The following is a 15,842-nucleotide window of genomic DNA, read 5'->3' as shown; positions in this document are numbered from 1 at the left end:
GATTCCCCTAGAGGTCGAGTACGAGTTCGGCTGAGCGGCAACGTGAGACGCAGGGAAGCATCATCTGACCGCTCGCGTGTTCGGTGTCGGTGAGCACGAAGTCGCGGTGGTCGAGGTCGCCCTTGACGACCGCGACCTCGCAGGTGCCGCAGATGCCTTCCGTGCAGGAGCTGGGGACATCGACGCCCGCGTCGGCGAGTGCGTCGAGGACGGATTTGTCGGCCGGTATCGGGATACGCTGCCCGGTCCGGTCGAGAACGACGTCGAACGCGGTGTCCCCGCCGGTGTCCACCTCGACGACGGGCGCGGCGAAACGTTCACTGCGCAGGGAGATGTCCGACGGCACGACGGCGGCGACCGCGTCGAGCAGTGCGCCGGGCCCGCAGCAGTACGCCACCGATCCGGGCGGGACGTCCTCGAACAGCGCTCGCAGATCCGGCAATCCGCCGCGCTCGTCGTCGGCATGAACGGCCGAAGTCGAGTGCGCGGCCACCTCGTCGACGAAGGCCATCGACCGTCGTGACCGGCCCGCGTACAGCATCTGCCAGGACCTGCCCTCGGACTCCAGTCGGCGCATCATCGCGACGATCGGGGTGATGCCGACCCCGCCGGCGATCAGGATGTGTTGTGCGGCATCGGGATCGATCGAGAAGGCGTTGCGCGGGCCGTCGACCTCGATCTCGGCGCCGACGGGCAGCCGGTCGTGCACGTAGGTGCTTCCGCCCCGGGAGTTCTCGGCCCGGAGGACGGCCACGGTCCATCGTGACGTGTCCTCCGGCGCCGAGCACAGCGAGTACTCCCGAACGAGTCCGTCCGACAGACGAAGTGCAACGTGGGCTCCGGGTTCCCACGCGGGGAGCGCGGCCCCGGACGGATCGACGAGCGTCACGCTCGTGACGCCGTCGGCCTCCCAGGTCTTCTGGTGCACCCGAAGAACTCTCGTGGTGTCTGTGGACATCGCGGATACCTCTCGTGGTCAGGTTCGGTGACGAACGCCGGCGTTCAGCGCGTGACGCCGAACATCTCCGAGCTCGGCGGGTAGGTGGGCAGCTGCGGCTTCTCGGCGCCGATGATCACGCAGAACAGCGCGTCGGTGTCGCCGACGTTGGCGAGGCTGCGGGGGACGCCGGCGGGGACGCGGATCAGGTCGCGGTATCCGAGGCGACGAACCGCCTTCTTGGTCCCGTCCTCCACGTCGTGGACGGCGACCTCGAGCTCGCCTTCGAGGACGAAGAACACCTCTTCGACGTCGTAGTGGGTGTGCTCGGGTCCGACGGCGCCGGCGGGCAGGCGCATGTTGGAGAAGGTGAAGTGGTCCGACGGCAGTGTCCGGCTGTCGTTCTCGTGGTTGCCGGTGGCACCTGAGCCGATGTAGCGGATCTGGGCGCGCTTGAAGCGGTCACCGCCGGCGGCGGCCTGGAATCCGAGGGTGTCCCAGTCCTCGTGGCGGGTCTCTCGGCTGGCGATGCAGGAGTCGATCTGCTGCTCGAGGTCGGCGACGGTCTTCTCTGGTGCGGTCATGGGATGGTTCCTCTCGGTTCTGGGGTGGGGTCGTGGGGGGTGTGGTCAGGACGCGTGGGCGATCGCTTCGATCTCGACGGTCGCGCCGTAGGGCAGCGCGGCCACCTCGACGAAGGACCGGGCCGGGCGCGGTGCGTCGAAGACGCTCTCGTAGTGGCGGTTCGCGGCATCGCGCAGGGAGACGTCGGTGACGAAATAGGTGGTCTTGACGACGTCGGACAGGGTCATGTCGATGGTGGCCAGGCGTTCGCCGAGACGGGCCATCGCCGCGTCGAGGGCGGCTTCGACACCCGGTACGGCAACGCCGTTCTCGTCCACCGACAGTGCGCCCGACACGAATCCGAAACCGGCGACGGCGAATGCGGGACTGTACGGGTGCGCGGTGGCCTGTTCGGTTGCGGCGGGGTCGATCGGGGCGGTGTCGATCGAGGCAGGGGCGGTCATGGGCGTGGGTCCTTTCATCGGGGTGGGCGGTTCGTCGGGGTGCACGGTCCGAGCGGTCACGGGTGGCGACCCCACGCGATCGGCTCGTCGCTGCGGTCGAGGTAGATGCTCTTCTGGTCGGAGTACTGCCGGATCGCCTCGCGCCCCTTCTCGGTGCCGAGCCCGCTGTCGCGGAGACCGGTGAACGGCGTCGAGATCGAGAACTGCTTGTAGGTGTTGACCCAGACGGTTCCGGCGTCGACGGCGTCGCCGAGCCGCAGGGCGCGCCGATAGTCCTCGGTCCACACGCCGCAGGCGAGTCCGTAGACGGTGTCGTTGGCCTGGGCCACGACGTCGGCCTCGTCGTCGAACGGGATGATCACCGCGACCGGCCCGAAGATCTCCTCCTGGCTGATCCGGTCGGTGTTCGACACCCCGGTCAGGATCGTGGGTGGGTAGTACCAGCCGTCCGCCAGCGGACCGTCGACGGGAACGACTCCACCGCAGCGTAATTCGGCGCCATCGGCCACGGCTTGGCTGACCTGCGCGGCGACCGAATCGCGGTGTGCAGCCGAGATCATCGGCGCGACGTCGGTGGCGGGGTCGGTACCCGGACCGATGCGCAGTAGCTGGGTGCGGCGCACCAGATCGTCGGTGAAGGCCTCGAAGATGCTGCGCTGGACGAAGACTCGCGAACCGGCGATACAACTCTGCCCGCTGGAGGAGAAGATGCCGTACATCACTCCCTGCGCGGCGCGTTCGACGTCGGCGTCGGCGAAGACGATGGTCGGGGACTTGCCGCCCAGCTCGAGGGTGATCGGCATGAGCTTGTCGGCCGCGATCCGGCCGAGGTGCCGCCCGGTGCTCGTCCCGCCGGTGAAACTGACCTTCGCGACGTCGGGGTGGCGGACCAGTGCCTCGCCGACGGTCCGGCCCGGTCCGGGTAGGACGGACAGGACACCGCGCGGCAGGCCGGCCTCCTCGCAGATGCGGGCCAGCAGCAGGGTCACCCAGGGCGCCCAGACCGGCGGCTTGCTGACCACCGCGTTGCCCGCGGCCAGCGCGGGTGCCAGCTTCTGGGCGTCGGAGGCGATCGGCGAGTTCCACGGCGTGATGGCGCCGACGACGCCCATGGGGCGGTGCGTCGACATCGTGAGCCACGGGCCGCGCGGGGTCGTGAGCACTCCGTCGGAGGTCTCCGCCGCGGCGGCCATGTACCGGAAGGTGTTGGCCGCACTCGCGGCAAGAGCTGTCGTCTCGGCAAGGGTCTTGCCGGTGTCGAGGGTCTGCAGGCGTGCAATGCGATCCCGGGCGGCGTCGATCCCGTCGCCGATCCGGTGCAGCACCGCCGCGCGTTCGTGGGGAAGTGCACTCGCCCAACCGCTTTCGTGGGCCGCGCGGAGGCCGGCGCGGACCGCGGTGTCGACGTCGGCTGGCGTGGCCCCGTGCAGCGTCGCGAAGACCCGGCCCGTCGCGGGGTCCACGGACTCGATCAGGTCGCCGGCGCCGACCTCCCAGTGCCCGCCGACGTGGATGCGGTCGTCGAGATCGCGGGCGTCGATCCCGGGATGGGTGGAGGTACTCGTCACGAGGGGCATGTGAATCCGTTCAGAGGAGGTGGCCGAAAGCCGAACCGAATATCTTTGCGCTAAGACAGTTGTAAAGCCTTAGCGCTAAGAGGTCAACCTCGAAGAAGCCCACTACAGGGGCTTGTTACACGGGATTTACGCGTCCGAAACGGAAGAGATGCAGGTCACACCGCATGTGTCGGCCATCACGGGCGGCCCGAAAAAGATTTGAGCGCGTCGCTCAGACGGCTGCGATCGGGTCCGCTTCGCCGGGATCGAGCCCGTCACCGAGAACCGCGAATCGTGCCGAGTGCTCGAGCGCGCCCAGGAGGCGGGCGAGGTCGGCGGCCTCGTCCTCGGAGAGTTCGGCGAGCATGGTGCGGAGCTTCGCGAAGTGCTCGTCGGCGATCCGGTCGACGAGAGCCGCGCCCTCGGGGGTCAGTTCGACGTAGACCACACGCGCGTCCGAACGGTCTCGAGTGCGCGTCACGAACCCCGCGTCCTCGAGTCGTTTGACGCGCAACGACAGGCCGCCCGTGGTGACGAGGGTCTGCTCGGCGAGTTCGCCCGCGGTCAGACGGTGGTCGGGAACGGCTCGGCGCAGGCACGCGAGGACGTCGAAGCCGGAGTCGGTGATGTTGTGCTCGTCGAAGGTGGAGGCGATGCGTGCCTTGTAGACGAGAAAGCTGCGGTGGAGCCGGCCGAACACCTTGAGCGCCGAGACATCGAGCTCGGGCCGGGCGACGGCCCAATGGGACACGATGACGTCGACACCATCCATGCAGGCGAGGTTAGTGGATCACCGTGCGAGGAAGGCCCCCACGGTCGCCTCGAAGGCGGCCTTGGCCTCGATCATCACCCAGTGCCCGCACTTCGGGAAGATGTGCAGCTCGGCGTCGGGGATGAGTCGCATCGGGATCATCGCCATGTCCGGCGGGCTGACGCGGTCGTCGCGGCCCCAGGTCAGCAGTGTGGGACAGGCGACCTTGTGCATCGATGCCCAGTACGGCGGTGTGTCGGAGGCGGCCATGAACTGCTGCTGCATCTCGAATGCCGCTGAGCCGTACATCATCTGCGCCGTCTTCTGCGCGTCGGGATTGATGGCGGCCTCCCAGCGCTCGGCGATGAGTTCCTCGGTGACCAGCGAGCGATCGAAGACCATCGACGTGAGCCAGCGGACGAGCTTGTCCCGGTCCGGGGCGTCGGTGAACTCCTGCAGCAGGCGCAGGCCTTCACTGGGGCTGGGGCTGAACACATTCGGGCCGACGCCGCCGATGGTGACGAGCTTCTCGACACGCTCGGGCTTCTTGATCGCCAGGTTGACGCCGACGACGCCGCCCATGGAGTTCCCGATCATCGCGGCCTTGTCGATGTCGAGTGCGTCCATGAACCGGATGACCGAACTGCCGGCGGTCAGCACCGGGTGACCCTCGACGGCATCGCTGACCCCGAACCCGGGGAACTCGATCACGAAACAGCGGTGTGTCTGTGCGAACTGCCCGAGATTTCCGCGGTAGTTGCGCCAGCCGGTCACACCGGGCCCGGACCCGTGCAACAGGATCAATGGCGGCGCGTCGGCGTCGCCGGCCTCGTGATAGCGCAGCGTGCCCTGATCGGTCGTCAGTTCCCGTTTGGTCGCTTCGAAGGTGACATCCACGTCGACCAGACTAGAACGTGTTCTAATCCGTTGTCACCGGGTGGGCGTGATCCGACCGGTCTGCGGCGGTGAGGTGCCCGACCCCGATGATGTCGTGCAGGATGCGATGCACGATCGCGTCGCCGACGACCTCGTAGTGGACCATCCGTCCGGCTTTCTCCGAGCGGACCCATCCCTGGTCGCGCAGTTTGCGGATCGACTGGGACGCGGCGTTCTCCGTGATGCCGATACGGGTGGCCAGTTCGGCGACCGTCGAACCGGGCCGAGCGTGCATCTCCGCGACGAGTCGTAGGCGGTTCGGATCGCTGAGCAGCATGAACCGCGCAGCCCAGGAGTCGGCGTCGAATGAGTCCGGGTCGAATGAGTCTGCGTCGAATGAGTCTGGGTCGAAGTCGGTCACCGGCTCCTCCTCGTCGCTCGCGTCAGTGGTGTGCCCATCGTTCACCACCGCCTCAGGTGGCGGCAAATGCGTGTCTGGGAGAACATGTGTCTGTGTACACAGGTGTTGGTGGATCGTCATCCACCGTCCGTCGCCTCGCCGCGGCGGGAGTGGCGGTGCTGATCGCGACGGTCGCACTGGCGGGATGCTCGACCCCGGGCCGCACGCCCGTGACCGACCAGATCGTGCTCGCAGAGGGCCAGGGACTCGGCGACTTCAACCCGATGCTGGGTTACGCGCAACTCGGCGTCTCGCCCGTCTTCGACGGTCTGCTCATTCCGGCCGCGGACGATGACGACCGCGTTCCCGACCTCGTCCCGGCCCTTGCCCGGTCGCGGCCCGAGCGCGTCGCCCCGCGTACCTGGCGGGTGCCGCTCAAGACCGGTGTCACCTTCTCCGACGGCACCGCTTTCGACGCCGCCGACGTCGTCGCGACCTACCGGGCGGTCGTCGATCCACGGGTCGCGTCCGAGATCGCGACCGACTTCGCGCCGATCGTCGCGGTCGAGGCCGATGGGCCCGGGGCGGTCACGGTGCGGATGAACACCGACGCCGATCCGTCGCCGTACCTGCTCATGGGCGTCGTGCCCTCGGAGCGGGTGGAGGGCGCGCCGGCCGCGGAGTGGGCGCTGAACACCGAGCCGGTGGGCACCGGGGCGTACCGGCTCGAGTCGCTCGACCCCGATCAGGCCGTTCTCGTTGCCCGCGAGGACTACTGGGGCAAGCGGCCGACAGTCCAACGCATCGTCTACACCCACGTTCCCGACGACAACACGCGCGCACAACGGATCTCGGCCGGCGAGATCGACGGTGCCAACCTGCCGCCGAGGCTCGCCGCGAGCCTCGAGGGACGTGACGGGATCGACGTGGTCACGGTGAAATCCGCTGACTGGCGCGGTATCTCGCTGCCGAGCACGAACCCGTTCACCGCCGACCCGGCCGCCCGCCTCGCCATGAACCTGGGCGTCGACCGGCAGGCCGTCGTCGACGACGTGCTCACCGGCGACGGCGAACCCGCCAGCACGCCGATCGCCTCGGTGTACGGGCCGGACGTCTACGACGAGGAAGCGCAGTTCGACTTCGACCCCGAGGGTGCGGAGGACGCACTCGACGCGGCCGGGTGGCGACCGGGTGCCGACGGGATCCGGGTCCGCGGTGCCGACCGGGCATCGTTCCCCCTCCTGTACAACGCCCAGGACACCCTGCGCCGCGACCTCGCGGTGGCCTTCGCCGCGTCGATGAAACGGATCGGCGTCGAGGTACTGACCCGCGGCACGAGCTGGGACGACATCGACTCCGAATTGAGCACGGCCGCAGTTCTTCTGGGCGGGGGAGCGACGCCCTATGCCATCGACTCCCAGGTCCACGACACCCTGCACACGCGAGTCGCGAACTCGTCGCGGTACGCGAACCCCGGCGACCTCACCGCTCCGGGACTCGACGCGCTGCTCGACGAGGCGCGTGCGAGCGCACCCGGACCGGAGAACGACCAGCGGTACCAACGCATCCAGCAGGTCTACGCGGCCGCGCCGTCCTACGTCTTCCTGGCCTTCCTGCACCACACCTACGCCTCCCGCGGCGACGGCTGGCGGCACGACGCACCCATCCTGGAGCCGCACTCACACGGCGTCACCTGGGGCCCCTGGTGGAACGTGCCGTCATGGCAACCGGTCTCATGACCTCACTCGCCCCGGAAGTCCGGTCGGCACCCGGCGTCGACCCAGCGAACCGGTCACGCCAGCAGCGGCCGCGACGCGAACGGTCGCGGCGGGGGAACTCGCGCGCACGGCGAGCCGGACGGCTTCTGCTCCGCCGCATCCTCGTGATGATCCCCACGACGATCCTGGTGTCGCTGGGGATCTTCGCCGTCGCCGCGGCGTCGCCGTTCGATCCGCTCACCGCCCATCTCGGCGACAACTACCAGTCGGCGACCCCCGCGCAGCGGGAGGCGATCGCGGCCGCCTACGACCTGGACCAGCACTGGCTGAGCGCGTGGTGGAACTGGTGGAGTGCACTGCTGCACGGTGACCTGGGCTGGTCCGCGACCCAGGGCCGGGCGGTGGGAGACGTGCTCGTGCAACGGCTTCCGTTCACCGTCGGGATCTCGACGGCCGCACTGGTCTCCGCGGCCCTGATCGCCGTGGTCGGCGGCGCCGTCATCGGCATGCGGCGCGGCGGGCTGATCGACCGGGCGTGTACCGCGCTGGCGGCCATGCTCGCCGCGACCCCGCCGTTCGTGGTGTCCCTGGTGCTGGTCAGCACCTTCGCGGTCACGCTCGGGTGGTTTCCGACCTCCGGTGCCCGACGCCCCGGCGACGACTACTCGGTCGAGGGACTGCTCACCCACGCCGTGTTGCCGTACCTGGCGCTGACCGTGTCGATGATTCCGTGGTTGCTGCTGACCATGCGGGCCGCCGTCGTCGATGCCACCGCCTCGGACGCGGTCCGGGCCGCACGCGCTCGGGGAGTCGACGGTTGGGCGCTGCTCAGGGGGCACGTGGTACCGGTGTCGGTGTTGCCCACGCTCGCGCTCCTGGGCACCCGCCTGCCCGAGCTGATCGCCGGCGCCGCGATCGTCGAGACCGTCTTCGGTTGGCCGGGTCTCGCCGAGGCGCTCGTGGATTCCGCGGTGGCGCTGGACTTCTCGTTGCTGGCCGCGCTCGCCGTCGGATCGGCCATACTCGTCCTCCTCGGGTCGGCGCTGTCCGATGCGGCGGCGGTGTGGATCGATCCGCGGATCGGGCTGACCGCATGACGGCCCTCGGTGGGGCGACGGGTGTGCCGGTCGAGCGCCGTCGGGCCGCGATCGGTCACCGCGCCGCCGTGGTCGCACCGTGGGTGGTGCTGGCGGTCCTGGCCGTCACCGCGGTCGGGTGGCCGGTGGTCGCAGGCGAACAGACCGCCGACTTCGCTCGTTCGTTGCTGCCGCCGGGGGCGCAGGCCGCGCTGGGGACCGATCACTCGGGATACGACCTCGGTGTCAGAACCGCCGAGGGTGTGCGGATCTCGCTGCTGATCGCCGCCGCGTGCGCGGTCCTGGCGACGGCCCTCGGCGTCATCGTCGGGCTCGGTGCGGTGACGGTCGGCGGGTGGTTCGACGCGGTGGTCATGCGCGTCGTCGACGGCGTCAACGCTTTGCCACACCTGGTCGTCGGAGTCGTCATCGCCGCGATGTGGCGCGGTGAACCGGTCGCGATCATCGCGTCGATCGCGCTGACCCACTGGCCGTCCGTGGCGCGCGTGGTGCGAGCCGAGCTGCTCGAGGCGAGGTCGTCGGGGTGGGTCGAATCGGCTCGGCTCGCCGGCGCCTCCCGCACCTTCATCGCCGTGCGTCATCTGTTGCCCGCGGTGAGCGGCCAGGTGCTGGTGGCGATGACCGTGTTGCTGCCGCATGCGGTCTGGCACGAGACGACGCTGTCGTTCCTGGGCGTCGGACTCTCCCCGGACGCCGCGAGTCTCGGAACGCTGCTCGGGCAGGCGCGGGGTGACATCCTCACCGGTGCGTGGTGGACGTTGGTGGTGCCCGGCGTCGCCCTGATGCTCACCGCGCTCGCGTGTGCGGCCGCGGCGTCGTCGCTGCGACGCGCCACGTCGCCACCTGTCGGTGAGGTGTGGCGATGAGCGCCGCGCTCGACGGGGTGACGGTCGACATCGTGGCGCGGAATCGGTGGAACCGGTCGGTGGTCCGCGTCCTCGACGACGTCACGCTGCGGTTGCCCGCCGGATCGATGACCGCGCTCGTGGGCGAGTCCGGCTGCGGCAAGTCGATGGTCGCGGCCGTACTGTCCGGTCTGCTCCCGCCGGGTTCGGTGCCGACCGGACGGCTTCGGGTCGGCGACGAGGTCTTCACCGATCGCGAACTCGCCGGCGCCGACCACCGCTGGCGAGGCCTTCGCGGGCATCGCGTCGGCCACGTTCCCCAGTCGGCGTCGACCTCGTTCACGCCCGTGCGCAGCGTCGGCGCCCAGCTCGACGAGGTGATCGGCATCCTCGGCGGGTCGCAGGATGCCGTCGAGCTGTGCCGGCGCGTGCACCTCGACCCCGATGCACTCCGGCTGTATCCGCACGAGCTGTCCGGCGGCATGGCGCAGCGCGCCGCGATCGCCGCGGCACTGGCCGGCGACCCGGACACGATCGTCGCCGACGAGCCCACCTCGGCGCTCGACGCCGAGCTCGCCGCCGAGATCTGGGACCTCCTCACCGACACGGCGCGGGCCGGCGCGGCGGTCCTCGTCATCACCCATGACGTGGAGACCTTGCGGCGCGGGTGCGATTCGGTGGCCGTCATGCGTGCGGGACGGATCGTCGACCATCGCCGGCTCGATCAGATCGCGGCCTCCGACGACGCGTACGTGGCGGGCTTCTTCGAGAGGGTGCCGTGACCGCCGGCGACCTCGTCGTCGGCGCGGGCCTGACGGCCCGCTTCGGAGACACGGTCGTCTTCGAGAGCCTCGACGTCGGCGTCGGGCCCGGCTCGGTGACCGGGGTGGTCGGGCGATCGGGGAGTGGCAAGACGACGCTGCTGCGCATCCTCGCGGGGCTCGCGGACCCGGCGGCGGGGACGGTCGAGTGGCGGGACGGCCGGCGCCCCGGTGACCTCGGTCTGATCGCCCAGCATCCACGGCTGGTCACCAACCCGCGATGGACGTTGCGCCGGATCGTTGCCGAACCCGCGGCGATCGCGAGACGCGACTGTGACGTCGAACGTGCCGCGACCCGCGTCGGGCTCGACCCCGCTCTGCTCGACCGCTACCCGTCACAGGTGAGCGACGGTCAACTCCAGCGGGCGTGTCTCGGCAGGCTCGTGGTGCAGCAGCCGCGGGTCGTGCTGTGCGACGAACCGACCGCGATGCTGGACCCGGTCGCCGCTCGCGCCGTGGCCTCGCTGCTCGACGACCTCGTCGCCGACGGCGCGGGACTGCTCCTGGTGAGCCACGACCGGCGGTTCGTGGGTTCGCGAAGCCGGGACGTCATCGACCTCGACGCGCGGTGAGGGACCGTCACATCTGCAGGCGGACGGCGTCGTCCTCGCCGAACTCGTCTTCGAGCACCTCGGGGGAGTAGTCGAGGTCGATCTCGGCGACCGGTCGTCCCCGGGCGGACTCGATCGCCGAGAGCCGGCGCTGGGCGCGGTCGGCGGCGTAGGCCAGGAACTCGTCGTTGTCGAGCCCGAAGGGCTGGACCTCGAACTGCTGGTTGACCCACTCGATCATGCCCAGTGCGAGTGGCAGCAGTTCGTTCATGCGTTCGCCGACGGCATCCCACAGTGTGTCGTCGGCCGCGACGTGCCGGCGACACGTGAACGTTCCCCACGCCATGTGCCGGCGCTCGTCGTCGCCGATGAACCGGATGAGCTTCTGCATCCCGGGGAAGATCCCGTACCTCGTGCACACCTTCTGCCAGGCGTGGTAACCGGTGAGCGCCAGGCTGCCCTCGATCACGTGGTTGTAGGTGACGCTGGCGCGGATCTGGTTGCGCGGCGACGGGTCGTGGTCGAGGACGCGCAGCGACGCCGGCAACTCCTCGTAGAACAGCTGGTGATAGTAGGGATTCGCGCTGACGAAGCCCTGGAGGTCGCCGGTGAGGCCGACGGCGTCCATCCATCGCCGGAACACCTGGGTGTGTTTGGCCTCCTCGAAGCAGAACTGCGACAGGTACATCTCGTCGCCGAAGCGGCCCTCGGTCGCCATCGCCTTCATGAACGGCTGGATGTCCTGGGTGACCGCTTCCTCGCCCGCGATGAACTGACTCACCAGGTAGGTGGCGCTCCGGCGCTGTTCGTCTGTGAGCTCGACCCAGTCCTGTGCGTCCTGGGAGAAGTCGATGGCGGCCGGGTCCCAGAACCGGGCGTTGCCTTTCACGAAGAGCCGCAACGGAAACGAGTCCCAGTTGAGACCGCCCTGTCGCAACGAGGAGAAGTCCTGCCGGCCCTCCGCCTTGTGTTCGATGAGAGTCATGAGATCACCAGCCAGACACTTCGGAATCGGAATACCCCGACGCTAACCCCTTCCTCGATCCGGAGACGCGAAATCGGTCAACTCTGTTGCCCCGGAAAGGGTTTCCGGTGTGCGCGGGTCGACCGTCGGCGCCGCCGCCGCCGAACCCCGCGTCGTCGACCGTGCGGCCTTTCTCGTCGACTGGGCGGCTTTTCTCGTCGACTGTGCGGCCCACATCGTCGACTGTGCGCCTTTTGTCGTCGACCGTGCGGCCGTACCCGAGGTCGCCGGTGACCTCTGGCGCCCCGCCGGATCGAGAGGCTGGAACGTCACCCCCAATCCTGTGCCATGGATCGAGTGAAACGCCTGCGAGAGTGTCGGCAGTGGACCACCATGTGATCTACGTCGCATAAGCAGACGGCGATATCTGACGCCCCGAATCGGGGTAGCACGAGCAAGGAGCACGAATGAAGACCAAAGGTGCAGTTCTGCGCAATCCGGGCGAAGAGTGGAAGATCGAGGAGTTCGAGCTCGGCGATCCGGTCGCGGGTGAAGTCCAGGTCAAACTCGTCAGCTCGGGTCTGTGCCACTCGGATCACCATCTGCGCACCGGCGACAGCCCGGCGCCCATGCCGGTACTCGGAGGTCACGAGGGTGCCGGTGTCGTGACCAAGGTGGGGCCGGGCGTCACCCGCCTCAAAGAAGGCGATCACGTCGTCACCGCGTTCATCCCCGCCTGCGGCACGTGTGAGCCGTGCTCGCGCGGCCAGCAGAACATCTGCGACGAGGGTGCGCGCCTGCTGACCGGTTTGTCCATCGCCGACGACACCAACCGCGCGTACACGCACGACGGGGTGCCCCTGGTGCAGATGTGCATGCTCGGTACGTTCGCGCCCTACATCACCGTCAACCAGGCGTCCCTGGTCAAGATCGAAGACGACATCCCCCTCCAGGCAGCGGCGCTGCTCGGCTGTGGTGTCGCCACCGGATGGGGGTCGGCTGTCGAGATCGGCGGAACCCACGCCGGCGACACCGTCGTCATCGTGGGCATCGGTGGCGTGGGCATCAACTCGGTGCAGGGAGCGGCCGCGGCCGGCGCGCGTAACGTCATCGCCGTCGACCCTGTGCCGTTCAAGCTGCAGATGGCCGAGAAGCTCGGTGCCACACACACCTTCTCGTCGATGGAGGAGGCGCTCGAGGCGATCGGCGACATCACCTGGGGCAAGATGGCCAACACCACCATCCTGACGGTCGGTGAGATCGACGGCTCGATGATCGCCCCGGCCCTCGCACTGACAGGCAAGGCGGGACAGGTCGTCGTGGTGGGCATGGGCAACTTCGCCTCTATGGACGCCCAGATGAACCTCTTCGATCTCACTCTCATGCAGAAGCGCGTGCAGGGCGCGATCTTCGGTGGCGCGAGTCCCCGGACGCAGGTCCCGGCGCTGCTCAACGAGTACCGGGCGGGCAAGCTCAACCTCGACGACCTGGTGACCCAGACCTACCGTCTCGATCAGATCAACGAGGCCTACGACGACATGCTGGCGGGCAACAACATCCGCGGCATGATCGTCTACAGCGACGACGACTACTGAGCCGACCGGCCAGGGTCCACGGGATCGCCGCGGGCGAGCAAGCGACGCCAGATCACCGCACGGTGATCTGGCGTCGCTCGTTGACCAGCAGGTTGAGGAACCGCAGTCCCAGTCCGAGCAGCACCAGCGTGCTGGCCATCTGGATCGACACCGCGACCCGGGCGCCCTGCGAGTCCGGCGCGATGTCGCCGAACCCCGTCGTGGTGAAGACCGTCAGACAGAAGTACAGCGCATCGACACGAGTCAGGGACTCGTTGAAACTCCCGTTGTCGTACTCGGAGAACAGGAAATAGGTCGTGGCGAACACGACGATGTAGAAGCTCGCCAGTGCCACGAGCATCTCCATCGCGGTCGCGACCGGCCGGTCCGAGTGGCTGAACCGGCGGACCTCCCAGACGCAGAACCAGATCAACGCCACGGCACCGATGATCAGACCCAGGTAGTTGACGTCACTGGCCTTGTTGATGGGCAGCAGGAAATAACCCGTCAGCAGGAGGACCGCCGCGCCGATCGGCCGCAGCAGCGCGATCGTGAGATCGCGCCCCCGCACCAGACCCAGTGATGCGGCCGTGCCCGGCGCAGGCGTGTCTCGCGGACCCGTGCCGCCGGGAACGTCGTTCACCAGATCCGCACGCGCTCGGCCGGGTCGAGATACAGCGCGTCCCCCGGCTCGACGTCGAAGGCGTCGTAGAACGCATCCATGTTGCGGACGACGCCGTTGCAGCGGAACTCCGGCGGTGAGTGCGGGTCGATCGAGAGGCGCCGGATGGCTTCGGCGTCACGGGTCTTGGTCCGCCAGATCTGCGCCCAGCTGTAGAACACGCGCTGCGTCCCGGTCAGGCCGTCGATGACCGGTGGCTCGGAGCCGGCGCCCTCGGTCGCGATCTGATACGCGACGAGAGCGATCGACAACCCGCCGAGGTCGCCGATGTTCTCGCCGATGGTGAAGTCGCCGTTGACCTTGTGCTCGGGATCGAGCCCGGTCGGCGTGAACTCCCCGTACTGGTCGATGAGTTTGCGTGTCCGCGAGGAGAACTCGGTGCGGTCGGTGTCGGTCCACCAGTCGACGAGGTTGCCGTCGCCGTCGTACTTGGCGCCCTGGTCGTCGAAGCCGTGCCCGATCTCGTGCCCGATGACCGCGCCGATGCCGCCGTAGTTGACCGCGTCGTCGGCGTCGGGGTCGAAGAAGGGCGGCTGCAGGATCGCGGCCGGGAACACGATCTCGTTCATGCCGGGGTTGTAGTAGGCGTTGACCGTCTGCGGGGTCATGAACCACTCGTCACGGTCGACGGGCGCACCGATCTTGGCGAACTCGCGATCCTGCTCGAACGACGAGGCGCGTGCCACGTTCCCGATGAGGTCGCCACGGTCGACGGTCAACGAACTGTAGTCTCGCCACTTGGCCGGATAGCCGATCTTCGGGTTGAACTTGCCGAGTTTGACGAGGGCCCGCTCCCGGGTTTCCGGTGTCATCCACGGCAGGTCGGAGATGTTGCGGCGGTAGGCCTCCACCAAGTTGGCGATCAGCTCGTCCATCCGCGCCTTGGCCTCGGGTGGGAAGTGCTTGGCCACATAGAGTTTGCCGACCGCGAAGCCCATCGCGCCCTCGACGAACCCGACGCCCCGCTTCCACCGGTCACGGTTCGTCTCCGCGCCGGTCAGGGTGCGGCCGTAGAAGTCGAAGTTCTCGTCGACGAACGGCGAGGACAGATACGGTGCCGCGGAGCGCAGCAGGCGCCAGGTCAGCCAGGTCTTCCATTCGTCCAGCGGGCGCTCGGCGACGAGTTCGCCGACGCCCGACACGAAGGACGGCTGCGCGACGACGACCTCGGCGAAGGTGGCGTCGCCGCTGGTGCCCAGGCCGCCGAACCACTCCGCGAACGGGAATCCCGCTGCCGTGGCGGTCAACTCGTCCAACGACATGAGGTTGTAGGTGAGCTCGGCATCGCGTCGCCGAACCACGTCCCAGTGCCGGCCGGCGATCGCTGTCTCGAGGTCGAGGATCGCCGCTGCCCGAGCGGCGGCGTCGTCGAACCCGGCCAGCGCGAACATGCGCTCGACGTGTGCGACGTATGCCGTCCTGGTGTCGGCGTGCTTGTCCTCCCGGTAGTAGGACTCGTCGGGCAGTCCGAGGCCAGACTGCGTCAGGTGCACGAGGTAACGGTCGGACTGCTTGGCATCGGTGTCGACGTAGTAGCCGAACAGGCCACCCGTGCCGTGCCGCTGGAGCCGGCCGATCCGCCGGGCGAGCGCCTCGACCGAGTCGATGGCCGCGATCTTCTCCAGTTCGCCGGTGATCGGGCCGATCCCGAGGGCCTCGATGTGGTCGGTGTCCATGAACGAGGCGTACAGGTCGCCGATCTTCTGCTCGTCGGAGCCGCTCTCCGGGTTCGACGCCGCGCACTCGGTGATGATGTCGCGCACGTTCTCTTCGGAATTGTCGCGGAGCACGTGGAACGCGCCGTCGACCGAGCGGTCTTCCGGGATGGCATGCGACTCGAGCCACTTACCGTTCACGTGGGCGAACAGATCGTCCTGGATGCGGACAGAATCGTCGACCCACTCGAGGTCGAGTCCGGAGTTGAGGTCAGTATTCGATGCGGTCACGCGCTCCATCCTGTCACCGGATCAGATATTCGTCAGCCGCATCTGCCGTGGGCGAAACTCGAGACGTGGTGTCCGCATACTCGCCGACCGCGGGCA

Annotated in this window: 17 protein-coding genes; 7 read left to right on the top strand and 10 right to left on the bottom strand. The window is 68.6% G+C overall.

The genetic code is table 11. The features are described 5' to 3' along the window. Window positions 1–7 precede the first annotated feature (7 nt). From AC3B6C_RS05385 to AC3B6C_RS05355, 7 genes are all read right to left on the bottom strand, one after another. Window positions 8–958: a PDR/VanB family oxidoreductase gene (locus AC3B6C_RS05385; RefSeq protein WP_488375274.1), complete on the bottom strand. Its 951-nt coding sequence runs from the start codon at window positions 956–958 to the stop codon at window positions 8–10. 44 nt (window positions 959–1,002) lie between these two features. Continuing rightward, window positions 1,003–1,521 (bottom strand): cupin domain-containing protein, encoded by a 519-nt coding sequence (locus tag AC3B6C_RS05380; protein WP_488375273.1) that lies wholly within the window; start codon window positions 1,519–1,521, stop codon window positions 1,003–1,005. Between the two features lie 45 nt (window positions 1,522–1,566). Beyond that, window positions 1,567–1,965, bottom strand: a complete 399-nt coding sequence (locus tag AC3B6C_RS05375; RefSeq protein ID WP_488375272.1) for a RidA family protein — start codon at window positions 1,963–1,965, stop codon at window positions 1,567–1,569. A 56-nt stretch (window positions 1,966–2,021) separates the two neighbouring features. Next, complete coding sequence (locus AC3B6C_RS05370; protein WP_488375271.1) at window positions 2,022–3,542, bottom strand: aldehyde dehydrogenase; 1,521 nt, start codon at window positions 3,540–3,542, stop codon at window positions 2,022–2,024. 211 nt (window positions 3,543–3,753) lie between these two features. Further along, window positions 3,754–4,293 (bottom strand): MarR family winged helix-turn-helix transcriptional regulator, encoded by a 540-nt coding sequence (locus AC3B6C_RS05365; RefSeq protein WP_010843291.1) that lies wholly within the window; start codon window positions 4,291–4,293, stop codon window positions 3,754–3,756. An 18-nt stretch (window positions 4,294–4,311) separates the two neighbouring features. Beyond that, a complete protein-coding gene (locus tag AC3B6C_RS05360; RefSeq protein ID WP_014928770.1) occupies window positions 4,312–5,169 on the bottom strand; it encodes an alpha/beta fold hydrolase in 858 nt (285 codons plus the stop codon). A 22-nt stretch (window positions 5,170–5,191) separates the two neighbouring features. After that, window positions 5,192–5,485, bottom strand: a complete 294-nt coding sequence (locus AC3B6C_RS05355) for a helix-turn-helix domain-containing protein (protein ID WP_044508236.1) — start codon at window positions 5,483–5,485, stop codon at window positions 5,192–5,194. 176 nt (window positions 5,486–5,661) lie between these two features. Between AC3B6C_RS05355 and AC3B6C_RS05350 the strand changes: the two genes are divergently transcribed. Genes AC3B6C_RS05350 through AC3B6C_RS05330 form a run of 5 tightly spaced genes read left to right on the top strand, consistent with a single transcriptional unit; the run spans window position 5,662 to window position 10,601 of the window. Further along, a complete protein-coding gene (locus tag AC3B6C_RS05350; RefSeq protein WP_488376225.1) occupies window positions 5,662–7,287 on the top strand; it encodes an ABC transporter substrate-binding protein in 1,626 nt (541 codons plus the stop codon). Then, entirely contained in the window at window positions 7,269–8,363 is a 1,095-nt protein-coding gene (locus AC3B6C_RS05345; RefSeq protein ID WP_488375270.1) for an ABC transporter permease, read from the top strand. Before AC3B6C_RS05350 ends, AC3B6C_RS05345 begins: the two co-directional genes overlap by 19 nt. Next, entirely contained in the window at window positions 8,360–9,229 is an 870-nt protein-coding gene (locus AC3B6C_RS05340) for an ABC transporter permease (RefSeq protein ID WP_010843296.1), read from the top strand. Before AC3B6C_RS05345 ends, AC3B6C_RS05340 begins: the two co-directional genes overlap by 4 nt. Beyond that, on the top strand, window positions 9,226–9,990 hold the full coding sequence (locus AC3B6C_RS05335) for an ATP-binding cassette domain-containing protein (RefSeq protein WP_488375269.1): 765 nt from the start codon (window positions 9,226–9,228) through the stop codon (window positions 9,988–9,990). The genes AC3B6C_RS05340 and AC3B6C_RS05335 overlap by 4 nt, the downstream gene beginning before the upstream one ends. After that, window positions 9,987–10,601, top strand: a complete 615-nt coding sequence (locus AC3B6C_RS05330; RefSeq protein ID WP_488375268.1) for an ABC transporter ATP-binding protein — start codon at window positions 9,987–9,989, stop codon at window positions 10,599–10,601. Before AC3B6C_RS05335 ends, AC3B6C_RS05330 begins: the two co-directional genes overlap by 4 nt. A gap of 7 nt (window positions 10,602–10,608) precedes the next feature. Here AC3B6C_RS05330 and AC3B6C_RS05325 read toward each other — a convergent pair whose 3' ends face one another. Then, window positions 10,609–11,565, bottom strand: a complete 957-nt coding sequence (locus tag AC3B6C_RS05325; RefSeq protein WP_010843299.1) for a R2-like ligand-binding oxidase — start codon at window positions 11,563–11,565, stop codon at window positions 10,609–10,611. A gap of 109 nt (window positions 11,566–11,674) precedes the next feature. Here AC3B6C_RS05325 and AC3B6C_RS05320 point away from each other — a divergent pair, with 109 nt between their 5' ends. Beyond that, the gene (locus AC3B6C_RS05320; protein WP_488375267.1) at window positions 11,675–11,905 is read left to right on the top strand and encodes a hypothetical protein; all 231 of its coding nucleotides are present in this window, start codon (window positions 11,675–11,677) and stop codon (window positions 11,903–11,905) included. Between the two features lie 106 nt (window positions 11,906–12,011). Further along, the gene (locus AC3B6C_RS05315) at window positions 12,012–13,139 is read left to right on the top strand and encodes an NDMA-dependent alcohol dehydrogenase (RefSeq protein ID WP_010843300.1); all 1,128 of its coding nucleotides are present in this window, start codon (window positions 12,012–12,014) and stop codon (window positions 13,137–13,139) included. Between the two features lie 52 nt (window positions 13,140–13,191). Here the strand turns inward: AC3B6C_RS05315 and AC3B6C_RS05310 are convergent, their stop codons facing one another. Both AC3B6C_RS05310 and AC3B6C_RS05305 read right to left on the bottom strand, forming a co-directional pair. After that, window positions 13,192–13,761: a potassium channel family protein gene (locus AC3B6C_RS05310; RefSeq protein WP_055475625.1), complete on the bottom strand. Its 570-nt coding sequence runs from the start codon at window positions 13,759–13,761 to the stop codon at window positions 13,192–13,194. Continuing rightward, window positions 13,758–15,755 carry a M13 family metallopeptidase gene (locus AC3B6C_RS05305; RefSeq protein WP_044507357.1) on the bottom strand — a complete coding sequence of 666 codons (1,998 nt, stop codon included), beginning with the start codon at window positions 15,753–15,755 and terminating at the stop codon, window positions 13,758–13,760. The genes AC3B6C_RS05310 and AC3B6C_RS05305 overlap by 4 nt, the downstream gene beginning before the upstream one ends. Between the last annotated feature and the right edge of the window lie 87 nt (window positions 15,756–15,842).

It is taken from the genome of Gordonia sp. 11cp (assembly GCF_057767225.1).
Note: the sequence above shows the minus strand (reverse complement) of the source record. Positions and strands in the feature narration are given on the sequence as shown.